Source organism: Limnohabitans planktonicus II-D5 (assembly GCF_001270065.2).
Taxonomy (GTDB): Bacteria; Pseudomonadota; Gammaproteobacteria; order Burkholderiales; family Burkholderiaceae_C; genus Limnohabitans_A; species Limnohabitans_A planktonicus.
On record NZ_LFYT02000034.1, the window covers coordinates 26144 to 39416 of the forward strand.

Sequence of the window (13273 nt, forward strand, 5' to 3'; positions counted from 1 at the left end):
CTTTTCATTTTAGAGGCGGGGCCAGCGTGAGCTGCGGGCTGCGCACGCGCCAGAGCATGCGCACCTGGTTGCCTTCGCGCCGCAGCAGCGCCAGGTCTTGCTGCACCACATTGTCGATGCGCATGCGACCGCGCACCTCGAAATAACGGCTGCCCACGCTGTGTTGTTGGTCGTTGACCCCTGTGCCTGCTGCCCCCAGGGCCTGGCGCACGGCGTCCAGCGATTGCCAGGGGGCCTTCTCGCGCTGCGCCACCAACTGGCGCGCAGCGCCCAGGTCCAGACCGGGCAGGCTGGCCATCATCACCTCGGCACTGGCCGTGTTCAGATTCACCGGCGTGGCTTCGGGCAGCACGCTGACAAAGCCATCGAGTGCCCGCACGGTGGCCGGGCTCAGACCCAGCCAGACCAGCTGCGCAGTTTGCTGGGGCATGAGGGGTGTTTGGGCGGTGTTGCCTGCGGTGGCTGAGGCTGGTGTGTTTTGCAGCGCCGCCTGCAATTGGCGCGACAGCGTTTGCAGCTCTTGCAGCGGCAGGTCCAGGCGCTCAAACAAGCGCGCAAAACGCGCCAGCTGGGCCCTGGACACCTGGCCGTCCTCGATCAGGTTGCGCACATTCAGGCGGGACTGCGCATCGGTGATCTGGCCCGACAAAAAGACTTCTGCATCGCCTTCTTGCCACTTCTGGTCTTGCGACAGAAAGTTTGACAACTTGGATTCCTGCACCGGCAAGGCCCAAGGCTCGCCCAGGTGGTCCACACTGCCGCTGGACAAACCGTCTTCGCGCAAGATCAGGCGTGTCCAGTCCAGCGCACCGGTCATCAGCCAGGCCGTTTGGCTGCGCCCGCGCTCGGCCGACTCGATCTCCACCTGACGCCACTGCTGCCAGAGGGCAGCGCTGGCCAGCGTGGCGACCAGGGCCACGATCAGCATCGCGGTCAACAAGGCGGCGCCGCGTTGCGGCTGTCGGTTAACGAGGCGGTGGTGCTTGTGCAGGCACATGTCGGACTCTTCGAGTGCCGACCTACGGGGTCCGTGGCCGCATGCAGCAGGGCGATGTCCTTGTAGGTCGGTGGTCGAAGACCCCGACATGGGGCGTTGGCCATGCGTCGGACGCTCAATGTTGCTGCCGTCCATGTCGGACTCTTCGAGTGCCGACCTACGGGGGTCTTGGCCGCATGCAGCAGGGCGATGTCCTTGTAGGTCGGTGGTCGAAGACCCCGACATGGGGCGTTGGCCATGCGTCGGACGCTCAATGTTGCTGCTGTCCATGTCGGACTCTTCGAGTGCCGACCTACGGGGGGCTATACGAATGCGGTGCTTGTCATGGCGCTGCTCTTGTGGATGATGTGCTGCGTTCATGACTGGGCTCCTGACAAGGTCGGGCGTATCCAGTCGAGGGTCAAGGCACCTGCGCCAGACGGGCCGGGTGGCAGGGTCAGGATCAGGCGCACGCCGTCGGGCGGTGTGCTGCTGGCAGCGGAGCCGGTTGCAGGACCACTTGCCGGCGGGGGCGTGCCTGCTGTGTTGCCGGGTGAGCTTGTGGATGAACCCGGCGTGACCGCATCACTCGACAGCGGGTTGGTCCAGCTGCCGCCCCGGTGCACAAACAACTGCCAACCGCTCAAGGGGTGAATGTTGACCTCGCCTGCCTGCGAGGCGGGCGTGGGCGTCTGGCTCCATTCCCGGGCCAGGTTCCAGGCGTTTTGCCAGTCAGCGCGCAGTTGCAAGGGCGCAGATTGCCATCGCAGCCAGTCTCCGCCGCCGGGGCGTCCCGGGTTGTTGCGCCAGGTCCAGGCCACGACCTGCACCTCGGTGCCCAATGCTGCACGGCGCGTGATCCGCAGCACCTTGCCGTCCCAGTCCCAGCTGGGCGTGTTGCTGAGCTCTGCCAGCTGGTCCAAATCGGTTTGCCACTGCGCCAAACCCGCTTGCAGGGTGCGCACCTCGTCAGAGCGTGTTTGCAAGCTGCTTTGCGTGCGCAGCATCCCATCCAGGCCGCGCCAGGCCATGAGCGACATCAAAGCCATGACGCTGATGGCCACCAGCACCTCAATCAGCGTGAAGCCTCTGCAAGCCGATGTCGGACTCTGCGAGTGCCGACCTACGGGGGCCGTGGCCGCATGCCGCAAGGCGATGTCCTTGTAGGTCGGTGGTCGAAGACCCCGACATGGGGCGTTGGCCATGCCTCGACCGCTTGATGTTGCTGTTGCCCAAGTCGGACTCTGCGAGTGCCGACCTACGGGGAAAGCCTCCGCATGTCGGTGCGCCATGCCTTCGTAGGTCGGTACTCGAAGAGTCCGACGCTGCTCATCACACATGCCCAATGCCAGTCGTGCCATCAATTGCGCCCCATCACGGTGGACAGCTGCAGCACATACTGCCCCTGGTCCAGCACGCGTGCATCCACGCGCCTGAAGTTGGGGTTGGGCGTGGTGCGCACCGACAGGTCCACCACCAACAGGCGGCCCACTTGTGGGCATTCAATTTGGGTGTTGCCGGTGTCGGGCAATTGGCGCAGCAGCCGCAAGCGGATCAATTCGTTTTCGGCGCAAATTTGCCCCAGCATGCTCACGCCTTGGCGCTCGGCGTTCTGGCTGAGCGAGCCGGTGGCTTTGAGCCCCGCCAGCAAAGCCACCGCCACAATGCTCAGCGCTACCAACACCTCGATCAAGGTGAAACCGGTTTGCCTCGTGGCCCGCTGATGGTGTAAGGGTGCATGGGCGTTTGTGGCCTGACGCACGCTCCATGTCGGGGTCTTCGACCGCCGACCTACGAAAGCCATACGGCCACAGCCTGCGTAGGTCGGTACTCGAAGAGTCCGACGTGGCTCGACCCACCCACTGCTCATGGTTTCAGCCCTGTGCGTGTGCTTTGCACCTTGAAGGGCCGCAGGCCGTCGGTGACGACCCACACGGTGCGCGTGGCAGCGGTGGTGTTCAAGGCAATGGCTTGGGGGGCGATCAAGGGTTCGGGGCCCAGCACTATGGGCTGGTCAATTTGGGCGCGGGTGGTGTCTGAAAGCCAGCGTTTGGGCAAGCCCGGTGCGGGCAGGCCTTCAAACACAAAGCCTGATCCTTCTGCCCGCCACACCACAGGCAAGCCGCTGGCGCGTGCTTGGGCACGGGCGGTTTCGAGCAAGGCGGCCAGGCGGTCGGCGTCTCGGTCTAGGGCGCTGTCTGCGCTGTCGCGCAAGCTCAGGCTGACGCCCGCAGTGGCGATGGCGATCAGGGCCACCACGACCAGCAACTCCAGCAAGGTGAAGCCGCCAGCGTGCGCGTGTGCAAGGCGGCGGGGCTTATTGCCAACTGCCGATGTCGGCATTGTTGCCTTCGCCGCCGGGCTGTCCGTCAGCGCCAAAGGACATCACATCCACCTCGCCCTTGATGCCGGGGTTCATGTATTGGTAAGCGCGGCCCCAGGGGTCATTGGGCAGTTTGTCCAGGTAAGGCTTCCAGTTGCCGGGCACGGGCTCGGTCGTGGGCTTGGCGTTCAGGGCTTTGAGGCCTTGTTCGCCGCTGGGATAGCGCTGGTTGTCCAGCTTGTAGAGCTTGAGCGCCTGCATCAAATTGCCCACATCGGTGCGGGCGGCGGTGATGCGTGCATCGTCTGCGCGACTGAGCACATTGGGCACGATGAGAGCGGCCAGCACACCAATGATGGCCAGCACGACCATGAGTTCGATCAGGGTGAAGCCGCGTTGGCGGCGATCAAGATGTCTATTCAAGTGAAGTTGTGGCATGTTTTTTTGAATACGAACGAATAAAACCAACATTGTCCCAGATGATGCGTGATTCCAAAATGGGTTAAAAAAACGCCGACTGTTTCCAGTCGGCGTTTCAATGGTTAACTGAGCATTGATTGAGTGCTACATCACTTTGTGAATGACTGGTCAGCTTGTTCAATGCTCAATCTATAGACTCCATAAGGTGTCTTGCCTCAACAACTCAGTTGCCGAAAGTCAGGTCATCAAAATAGAAGGTGCCACCACCACCGTTAGCCCCAGAGGTGCCGAATTTGAAAAACACGCTGGCTTTGTTGTAAGTGGTACTGGTATTCAGAGCAGCAGTACCAGTTGCCTGGTTCGCGAAATTGAAAGTCAGTGTTTCCCAGGTATTGCCTTGGGTCGTGGTTGCTTCTGTCTCCACAGATTTTGTGTCGTTTGAGGCATCTTCTACTTTCAATCGGACAACGATGCCGGCTGCTGGGACATAGACCTTCAGTTTCATGATGGTCGCCGTGCTTGTGAAAGGGATTCTGGCGATCGACTTGTTGGCCGTATTGATGTAAGCCGTTGTGCCTGCCCACGGTTGTGCTGAGCTGGATTTCACGACTTTTGCTACTTTGTTGGTTGAAGTCACAGGGTCAGCCGCAACAGTGGAGTCTTCAGCACCTTCAAAGCCAGTAACGGCGGCGCAGTCAGTGTCGAAACTCACCAAAGTCGAAGCGTTAGAGGATGTACTTGGAGTGCAGGTACTGCCAGAAGTGCCACCACTCGACGAGCCAATGGGGTACTTCAGCTCATCAAAGTAATAAGTTGCAGCGCCGCCACTCTTTGGGGCATTGATTGTGAAGTCAGGGAAGATGCTGACCTTGTTATAGATGGCGGCAGGGTCAAAAGCGGGGGTTGCCTGTGCGAAGTCGAACGTCAGTGTTTCCCATTCGTTCCTCTTGGTTGTGTTGGTCTTTACCTCCATAGTTTTACTGCCGTCGGCGTTTTCGAACTTCAGCAAGATGGCTTTGCCTAGTTCTGGTGAGTATGAGCGCAGCGTGGCCGTTTTGGTGGTGGAGAAGTTTGCAGTGACGACTGTATTGGCCGTGTTGCCCGTAGCGGCTCCGGTCGGGTTCACGGTGCCACCGGCCCAACCATCTGTATTAGCTTTGAAATCGTATTTGGCGACTTTATTGGTGCTGTCCTTGGGGTCATTGGCGACTGTTGAGGCCATATCTGCGCCGAATGGTGAGATGGCCATGCTGGCTTCAGCAAATGAGTAGCACTGTTGGGTTGCTGTGGTGATGCAAGTAGAGACGGTGACAGTCACCTCGCTGGAGGTGGCGGCCGAATAGGAGCCGTCTGCAGCTTTTGTTGCGCTGATCTTGCAAGTACCTGTTGAGGCAGCTGCGGTTAACGTGGTGCCGCTGATGCTGCAAGAGCCTGAGGTGATGCTGTAAGTGACTGCGCCTGTGCCATTGCCGCCGGTGGTGCTCAAACCGGTGGTTGCTGATGGGGCCAAAGTGGATGCCCCAGGAACCACCACAAGTGCGGCTTGTGCCATGGGGGTTGCTGTGTTGCTGACCGTGATGTCTTTGGACACTTGAGTGGCTGCTGCAAACGTGGTGTTACCGGCCTGATCGGCTTTGACGTTGCAGGTGCCTGCGCCGACCAGCGTGAGCGTTGTGTCCTTGACGGTACACACTGTTTCAGGGCTGGCGGTGAACCTGACCGCAAGTTTGGAGCTGGCGGTGGCCTCTAGTGTGATGGGGGTGCCCACGGTGCCTGTCGTGGCGGGCGTGAAGCTGATGGTTTGGGAAGTCAGGGGGGCGGTGGCATCTCCGCCGCCGCAAGCTGCCAGCAAGGCGGTGGCTGCAAAGGCGATGGCGTTCATGCTGAATCGCTGCATCAAAAATTTCATGCGTGTCTCCAAAAAAGATCGGGTGATTGAAAACGCTTTCTGAAAGCGCTTTCACGATAATAAAAAGCTTGTAAGTAGATTGCAAGTATTCATTTCATCGGGACTTACCCTTGGTGTGATTCAGGGTTTGTTGTATTTGTAGATTCGGACGTGCTCAACTGACATAACGGCTGGAAAAATCGTGTCGTCCACAACGCCGCCCAGGTCGCCGCCAATGGCGATGTTGAGCAACAGGTATTGGGGGCGGTCAAATGGCCAGGCCCTGGGATCGTTGTCTTGCGGCTTGGCATATTCAAAGTAAATGCGGTCGTCCACACCGATGGCGATTTTGTCGGCGGTCCAACTGAGCTGGTAGTTGTGAAAGGCGGTGCATGCATCAGGCACAAGCGCTTTCAAGGTGGTCGGAGGAATGCCGCCATTCCAGTTGTATTTGGCGTTGTGCACCGTGGCAAACACATGCGTGGGATCGCTGCCGACGTATTCCATGATGTCGATTTCGCCATCATTGGGCCAGACCATGCCGTTGGCGCCCCCCACGCCCAAAGTCCAGATGGCAGGCCAGGTGCCCGCGCCGCAAGGCATCTTGGCGCGGATTTCAAAAAATCCATAAGTCCAGCTGGCCAGCCCGCGTGTCAAGAGCCTGGCCGAGGTGTAGTTTTGTCCCCCGAAATCGGGGGCTGAACTCAGGCGTTCTTTACGCGCCGTGATGAGCAAGCGGCCGTCTTCAATGCGGGCGTTTTCAAGCCGATTGGCCGCGTAGTACTGCTTTTCGTTGTTGTACCAGCCCCATCGGTTGCGCTCGGTGTCATAAGCCCATTTGCGGGGGTCGGGCAAGCCGTTGGTGGTGAATTCATCCGACCAGATCAAGGTCATGCCCGGCTTGTCTGCAGGCGAGGATGTCACAGATGCGGCAACCGTCGAGGACGTTGATGTTGCCGAAGAACCTGCCGAAGTTGAGGCCGAAGATGAGGCCGATGATGCTGCGGTGCCCGTGGAGGCACTGGACGGCGTCACGGAAGCGCTGGAGTTGGTGTTCGTCATGCTGGAATCACCACCACCACAACCGAGCAATGCAACAGTGCACAGGCACAACAGGGAAGGGCATGGCTTACTGTTCACGCGTGAGCGCGCCGGGTGCAACGCGCAGTTGTTTGCCATCGCTGAAGACCACATCAATAGGCGTTTTGCCCGCATTGAAAGCCAGGTAGGTTTTTTCGCCTTGGACAGTCTTGAACACGGAATAAAAAGTGGTGTTGGCAGTGACCGTGGGGTCGGGTGTGCCCATGGCTTGCAAACTCAGCATCCAGTGCAGGGCATGCGAACGAGTGTCGCCCAGTTCAAACGAGCCCCATCGCTTCCACTGCGCCAATGCGTCGCTGGGCTTGGCCAGTGCCAGGTATTTGGCAAAGATGTCCTGCCAGATGTCGGGCGGGTTGGCGTATTTGCCACGGCTGGCATACAAAGCCATCTCAGGCGCCAGTGCAGCCATGTTGCGCTCGATGTAACGCGGATGCCTGCCCAGATAGGTGGACGCTGTGGTGATGGGCAGCAAGTTGATGCCTTTGATCTGGCGGGGCTCGTCGGTCCACCAAGTGTTGTGCGCCATCTTGCCGCCAAACACCATGCTGACTTCAACGTTCTTGTACTCAGGTGGGAAAACCAGCCCATGCACGTCAAACCAATAGTGTTCAATGGCTTCAATTTCGGTGGTGTACAGGTAGATGCCCAGGTCGCGCAAACGTGTGTTGCCCGTGACCTCGCCCCACTGAATCAAGCCCGCCCAGGCGTTGATAGCTTCTGAAGATGATTCTTGGTTGTTGCCATCTGCGCCCAGGCCCACGCCCGATGCCCAGGAGTGTCCTTCGTAGGGGTCAAAATTGCGCAGGAACGGGAAGTTTTTGCCCCCACGTTCCGGGCTGGCAATGTCGGCAATCAAGGCTTCGACCATGCCGCCCCATTGGGTCTGGCTGGCCCATTCAGGGTCGCGCAGCGCGATGTCTGCCATGGCCCGAATCCAGTAGCCGTAGTGAAAGTGGTGGTCGTTCATTTGCTCGACACTGAAATATTCTTCCGGGTACGAGGTGATGGTGCCCAGTTGCTTGTCGAGGTGGAAATAGGTTTTGCGGTCTTTGCCAGAAAACCATTGTTCGATGCGTGACTTGAGCAAAGCCAACAGTTGGTCGCGTGCCGCCAGGTCGCCTTGTTGCTCTGCCACGTCCATGAGTTTGGTGATGCGTTGCAGGCCTTTGCCTTGCCAATAGGGCCCTTGTCCAATTTCCAGCATCATGCGGCGGGCATTGCGCACATCGGTTTTGATCACGTCTTGCAGCTCTGCGGCTTTGTCTTTGGCCGTGATGCCCGGCCAGAACGGTACAAAGCCCTGGTAGGTGGATTGGGTGCTGAAGGTTTTGCCCGCCAGCAATTTGATGGGGCCGCGCAAACTGGGGTATTGCACACCGGTCAAAGGGGGCAGGCTGGCATTGGCATGCCACTGATGCGGGTACAGCCCGATCAGTGGGGTGTCGCTGGTGCCTTCCATGGCTTGGGTGTCGACTGTGAAATCAGTCTGAACCTGGCTTTTTTGCGGGTTGTAACGCCATTGCACGCGTGTGTCTGTGATGAAGACGTAGGCATGGCGGGCCAACAACTCCAGAGTGCCAGGTGCAGTGTCTGGCAGACCGGCGACAGAAAAATAGCCCCGTCCTTCGGGCATGTGGGCACGCCACTGGGTGTCAGACATTTTTTCCCAGCGCACACCCGTGGGGCCAAAGATGGCGTAGGACCGGTCTTTGAATTGCAGCGCCAAAATTCTGGGGTCCGCGCTGGCGATCCTGTGCATGGCCGCTTCTGGCAAATCGAGCACCACATCGCCCGACACGCGCAACGATGCATAGGGGCTACCGTGGGCGATGGTGGCCTTCCATTGCTGTTGGCCTGATGACATGTCAATGTCAATCGCCCAATCGGATGCCTTGCTCAAAATCGCTTTGGAGGGGGTAAATCCTGCCGGTGAAAACTTGATCGGTGATTGGTGTTCGTGATGGATTTCGACATCCTTGCGCTCTGTGGGCACCACAGATTTCACGGGCAAAGACACCTCAAAACCAGACGCCGTGGGCCGTGCCGTCAAGGGGTGGGCATAGATAGGAAAGGGCGTGGCATGGAACAGCAATGTGGAATACCACTGGTTGGTCTGCGCTGCGGTGGCTTTGAGGGCGTCTGATCGGTAGGGGGCCTGAGGGGGCGATTTGTCGCCGCCTTGGGGCGCCAAAAGCAAAGCGCCAGCGCCCACAGGCAGGGTCTGTGCAGAGGCCTGAAGGCAAGTGAGCGTGAGCACTAAAGCGAAATGAGCAAGAAAGAGTTTCATAAAAAGAAAATAAAGGCAGATTGGGTATGGATACGGCCCTGTGAAGACTTGAGTGGTGAAGGATGTTGTAGGTCGGTGGCTTTAGCCCCGACAAGTGTCCGCGCCCATTCACCACTGTCGGAGCTAAAGCTACCGACCTACAAAATTGCCATTGCATGAGGGGGTCAGGCTTTTCAAACTTCAGCAACTCGGATTGATAATGTATGAAAGCGCTTTCAAAAAAGCCATGAGGGTTTCCCCTTAAAAATTGAGAACTAGGGTAAACGAGGTACTGAAACCGTTGAAATCGATACTTGCATATTCTATGATTGCGTGAAAGCGCTTTCAAGAGGATTCAAATGAACCGTTCAAAATTCAATAACAAGAACTTCACACGCCAGAAGAGAGTTGTGTGGCAACCCTGGGCCAAGGCAGCAAGTGCAGGTGTGCTGGCTGCGCTGAGTGTGCAACCGGTCTGGGCCATCGACTTTGGGCCTGATGGCATGTTCAGCCTGACGGGTTTTGCAAAGGCTGAAGTACAACGCGGCAGCAACCATTGCACCAATTGCCAGCAGTTTCCTGCCGAAGACAAGCAACGTGCCTGGGCCGATGATTTGGTGGCCGGTCGCCCTTATAAAACCACCAACACCAATGTGACACTGGCCCAGCCCTGGCTGGGCATGAAGTACGACCTGGGGGGCGGCTACAAATTCAATGCCCTGTTGAGCCAACGCTGGAGAGATGGCAGCGAAGACATTCCAGGGTATTGGTACGAAAAAAACGCAGCCATCAGCCATGAAAATTATGGCTCGGTGCGTATTGGTGCCATGACCACCCGCACCTGGAGCATTGCCGACTACCCCTATGGCACCAATGTGGGTGTGGCCGATGTCTGGGGCTCCAGTGGCGCAGGCTATGGTTTGTTGACGCGTGCTTTGCGTTACACCGCGCCCGTGATCGATGTGGCCCAGGGTGACCTTGTGCTGGAGGCCACTTATGACCAAGGCAATACCGATTTCAAAATCCACAAACCACGTTTTCTGGAGCTGTACGCGCAGTACCACAAGGGTGATTTGGTCATTGATGCGATGCATCAAGACACCCGCAATGGCAACCCACAGGCCTGGAGTCATGGTCCGTTTTATGCCTTGACGCCCAACGCGGCAGACGACAGCAAACTCGGTGGTTCAGGCCAGGCCATCACCATGGTCATGGCCCGCTACCAGTGGAATTCCCAACTTGAGTTGTCGGGAGGTGTCAGGGCCAACCGCTGGAGTGGTGCGTATGCCGTCATCACGCAAGCGGGCACGGCCGCGCAATGGAACAACATGTTCAACGTGGATTGGAACGGCTCGCTCAATGGCGTGAGCAACCCCGGATATGCCGCCACGTCAACAGACTGGATGCTGGGCGCTCGCTACAAGATGGGGCAATGGACGGCGTCCACAGGCATGGTGCATCTGGGCAAAGCCAGCACGGCCAACCCCAGCGAACGCGGACAAAGCAATGCAGCCGAAGTGAACACTGTGGGCCTGAACTACAACTTCAACAACGGCTTCCAGGTGTATGCCTTTGCAGGCATGGTGCGTTATGCACGTCTGGGCCTGTCGCCCATGTCGATGCCCGGCAACGCGGCCTTTACCAATGTGGATTCACGCGTTACCAAAACCGGCAACTGGGCCGGTGTGGGCGCTGTGTACGTGTTCTAAAACAAGGCAGAACACACCATGACAACGAATGAATTGAACCCTATGAAAAAAACCATTGAGCGCGTTTTTGCAGGCCTGATCGCGACCCTCATGGCCCTGGTCCTGGCCGCTTGCGGCGGTGGCGGCGTGGTGCCCTCGGGGGGCGTGACGTTGCGGTCTTTGAGCCCTGAATTCACCAATCGAAAGGCTGTCTCATATTCGCCATATCGCACATCAAATCGTGACACGGAAACCATCACAGATGCCAATGTGGAAGCAGACTTGAACCTGTTGGTGGCGGGCAACTTCAAGTTGATCCGCTTGTTTGACAGCTCGGACAAAGTCGCTGCCCGAGTGATCAAGATCATCCATGACAAAAAGCTGGACATCAAAGTTCAATTGGGCGTGTGGATTCAAAACGGCCAAGATGATTTGAACAAAGCCGAAATTGTGCGAGGCGTGAAGCTGGCCAACACCTACAAGGACATAGTGCTGGCCGTCAGCGTGGGCAATGAAACCATGGTCAGTTGGGCGTTCAATCCTGTAACGCCTGCACTCATGGGGGGCTACATCAAATCGGTGCGTGATCAAATCACGCAACCGGTGACGACCAATGACAACTGGGCATTTTTTGCCAAAAATACAGGCGAGCCCAACAACCCCAAATCCATTGTGCTGGCCATTGACTATGTTTCCATGCACACCTATCCGCTGGCCGACAGCATCCACAGCGCGACCAAATGGAATTGGAAGCAAGCCGAAGTGGCCGCCAATCTGCGGGCCACAGCCATGATGGACGCGGCCATTGAAGCGGCCAAGTCAGACTTTTCCGCAGTGCGCAGCTACCTCGACGGCATTGGCATGACCAGCCTACCCATTGTGATTGGCGAGACCGGTTGGAAAAGCGTGGCTTCAAACAACGAAACCAGCCGAGCACATCCGGTCAATCAGAAGATGTTTTATGAACGGCTCAATGCCTGGATGAGCAGTGCGACCACCAGCAAACCAGCTGTCATTTTTTACTTTGAAGCCTTTGATGAACCCTGGAAAGGATCGGATGACAAGTGGGGCCTGTTCAACGTTGAGCGCAAAGCCAAATATGTGATTCAGGACCTCTACCCTTCCGCTATCTGGGAGACTGGGACCTATGCGGCGGCTGATGCGCTGTACTACATCCCGACAGCCACCAACTCGACCATCACGGCCAGCAGGTATACGGTCTATTCAGATGTTGCCGTCCCGGGTGAGGCCAAAACAGCGGTGGACCCATTGTGGGTGGGTTGGGAGTCAACGCCGACTGCATTTTCCGGTTCTGGTCCAAGCGGTTCTGCCCCCGAGGGCAGCAACATCAGAGAAATCACGCCAGCGCCTAAAGAATGGGGTTGGGGCATGATTGCGGCATTGGTGGGATCGTCTGACGATTTGTCCAGCTTTGCAGCCACAGGCAAGCTCAATTTCAGCATCATGACCACATATCCCGGCAGCATCGAAGTCGGCTTCCTGACCGGCACTGCCGATGAAAGCTCTGCCTACGATGTGTACAAAGTGCTGACGCCAGGCAGCTATGGCTACAACAACAACGGTGCATGGCATCAGGTATCGATCCCGATCAGCGACATCATTCCAAGCGGTGGGATTGGTTACGAGATGGACCCCACCAAGTCCAAGCTGGATTTGAGCAAGGTGACCAATCCATTTGTGATTGCTGATCGATATGCCAAAACAGGAAAGCCAGCCAACACCAACAGCACTGTCAAGATTTACATTGACAACGTGTACTGGTCGAAGTGATGGCCTAAGTTGAGGTGGAGGTGCAGACGGGAAGTGATGGACTTCCCCACTGACGTCATTGCGAGCGCAGCGTGGCAATCCAGTCTCTGCGCCATCATCAGCGTCCTTACTGGATTGCCGCGTCGCAAGCTCCTCGCAATGACATTCAGCCTGTCATTGCGAGCGCAGCGTGGCAATCCAGCCTCTGCGCCACCACCAGCGTGCTTACTGGATTGCCGCGTCGCAAGCTCCTCGCAATAACATTCAGCCTGTCATTCCGAGCGCAGCGTGGCAATCCAGCCTCTGCGCCACCACCAGCGCCCGAACTGGATTGCCACGTCGCAAGCTCCTCGCAATGACGAGAAAACGAACCCCACCCTGATATGGCCGTCACGCACACTGCCGTCATTGCGAGCGCAGCGTGGCAATCCAGTCTCTGTGCCACCACCAGCGCCCGAACAGGATTGCCGCGTCGCAAGCTCCTCGCAATGACATTCAGCCCGTCATTGCGAGCGCAGCGTGGCAATCCAGTCTCTGCGCCACCACCAGCGTACTTACTGGATTGCCGCGTCGCAAGCTCCTCGCAATGTCATTCAGCCCGTCATTGCGAGCGCAGCGTGGCAATCCAGTCTCTGTGCTACCACCAGCGCCCGAACTGGATTGCCGCGTCGCAAGCTCCTCGCAATGACATTCAGCCCGTCATTGCGAGCGCAGCGTGGCAATCCAGTCTCTGCGCCACCACCAGCGTGCTTACTGGATTGCCGCGTCGCAAGCTCCTCGCAATGACATTCAGCCTGTCATTGCGAGCGCAGCGTGGCAATCCAGCCTCTGCGCCACCACC

At 57.9% G+C, this 13273-nt stretch carries 11 protein-coding genes; 3 read left to right on the top strand and 8 right to left on the bottom strand.

What is annotated here, in order from left to right; all coding sequences use genetic code 11:
• Positions 1–4: 4 nt before the first annotated feature.
• The 6 genes from gspK to H663_RS38605 all read right to left on the bottom strand — a co-directional run bounded on the left by gspK (position 5) and on the right by H663_RS38605 (position 5487).
• Positions 5–1357 (bottom strand): type II secretion system minor pseudopilin GspK, encoded by a 1353-nt coding sequence (gspK, locus tag H663_RS38580; protein WP_240620579.1) that lies wholly within the window; start codon positions 1355–1357, stop codon positions 5–7.
• Entirely contained in the window at positions 1354–2181 is an 828-nt protein-coding gene (locus tag H663_RS38585; protein WP_083450989.1) for a PulJ/GspJ family protein, read from the bottom strand. Before H663_RS38585 ends, gspK begins: the two co-directional genes overlap by 4 nt.
• Positions 2182–2336: 155 nt before the next feature.
• Positions 2337–2738 (bottom strand): type II secretion system minor pseudopilin GspI, encoded by a 402-nt coding sequence (gene gspI, locus H663_RS38590; RefSeq protein WP_053168626.1) that lies wholly within the window; start codon positions 2736–2738, stop codon positions 2337–2339.
• Between the two features lie 104 nt (positions 2739–2842).
• Positions 2843–3319 carry a prepilin-type N-terminal cleavage/methylation domain-containing protein gene (locus H663_RS38595; protein ID WP_053168624.1) on the bottom strand — a complete coding sequence of 159 codons (477 nt, stop codon included), beginning with the start codon at positions 3317–3319 and terminating at the stop codon, positions 2843–2845.
• The gene (gene gspG / locus H663_RS38600) at positions 3294–3737 is read right to left on the bottom strand and encodes a type II secretion system major pseudopilin GspG (RefSeq protein ID WP_053169346.1); all 444 of its coding nucleotides are present in this window, start codon (positions 3735–3737) and stop codon (positions 3294–3296) included. The genes H663_RS38595 and gspG overlap by 26 nt, the downstream gene beginning before the upstream one ends.
• Before the next feature lie 205 nt (positions 3738–3942).
• Positions 3943–5487, bottom strand: coding sequence for a hypothetical protein (locus tag H663_RS38605; protein ID WP_133240067.1), 1545 nt, complete (start codon positions 5485–5487; stop codon positions 3943–3945).
• Between the two features lie 10 nt (positions 5488–5497).
• Between H663_RS38605 and H663_RS41725 the strand changes: the two genes are divergently transcribed.
• Entirely contained in the window at positions 5498–5671 is a 174-nt protein-coding gene (locus H663_RS41725) for a hypothetical protein (RefSeq protein WP_165803949.1), read from the top strand.
• Positions 5672–5748: 77 nt separating this feature from the next.
• On the opposite strand, the gene H663_RS38610 is transcribed toward H663_RS41725, so the two are convergent.
• Both H663_RS38610 and H663_RS38615 read right to left on the bottom strand, forming a co-directional pair.
• Positions 5749–6669: a glycoside hydrolase family 16 protein gene (locus tag H663_RS38610; protein WP_240620580.1), complete on the bottom strand. Its 921-nt coding sequence runs from the start codon at positions 6667–6669 to the stop codon at positions 5749–5751.
• A 67-nt stretch (positions 6670–6736) separates the two neighbouring features.
• Positions 6737–8995: a glycosyl hydrolase gene (locus tag H663_RS38615; RefSeq protein WP_083450986.1), complete on the bottom strand. Its 2259-nt coding sequence runs from the start codon at positions 8993–8995 to the stop codon at positions 6737–6739.
• Between the two features lie 338 nt (positions 8996–9333).
• Here H663_RS38615 and H663_RS38620 point away from each other — a divergent pair, with 338 nt between their 5' ends.
• Together H663_RS38620 and H663_RS38625 are read left to right on the top strand one after the other, a co-directional pair.
• Positions 9334–10683 (top strand): porin family protein, encoded by a 1350-nt coding sequence (locus tag H663_RS38620; RefSeq protein WP_053168616.1) that lies wholly within the window; start codon positions 9334–9336, stop codon positions 10681–10683.
• A gap of 42 nt (positions 10684–10725) precedes the next feature.
• A complete protein-coding gene (locus tag H663_RS38625; RefSeq protein WP_053168614.1) occupies positions 10726–12453 on the top strand; it encodes a glycosyl hydrolase family 17 protein in 1728 nt (575 codons plus the stop codon).
• Positions 12454–13273: the final 820 nt, after the last annotated feature.

Coding starts and splice junctions, on each gene's coding strand:
- gspK (WP_240620579.1), bottom strand. CDS start 1,357: ATGAACGCAGCACATCATCCACAAGAGCAGCGCCATGACAAGCACCGC.
- H663_RS38585 (WP_083450989.1), bottom strand. CDS start 2,181: ATGGCCAACGCCCCATGTCGGGGTCTTCGACCACCGACCTACAAGGAC.
- H663_RS38595 (WP_053168624.1), bottom strand. CDS start 3,319: ATGCCGACATCGGCAGTTGGCAATAAGCCCCGCCGCCTTGCACACGCG.
- gspG (WP_053169346.1), bottom strand. CDS start 3,737: ATGCCACAACTTCACTTGAATAGACATCTTGATCGCCGCCAACGCGGC.
- H663_RS38610 (WP_240620580.1), bottom strand. CDS start 6,669: ATGACGAACACCAACTCCAGCGCTTCCGTGACGCCGTCCAGTGCCTCC.
- H663_RS38615 (WP_083450986.1), bottom strand. CDS start 8,995: ATGAAACTCTTTCTTGCTCATTTCGCTTTAGTGCTCACGCTCACTTGC.
- H663_RS38620 (WP_053168616.1), top strand. CDS start 9,334: ATGAACCGTTCAAAATTCAATAACAAGAACTTCACACGCCAGAAGAGA.
- H663_RS38625 (WP_053168614.1), top strand. CDS start 10,726: ATGAAAAAAACCATTGAGCGCGTTTTTGCAGGCCTGATCGCGACCCTC.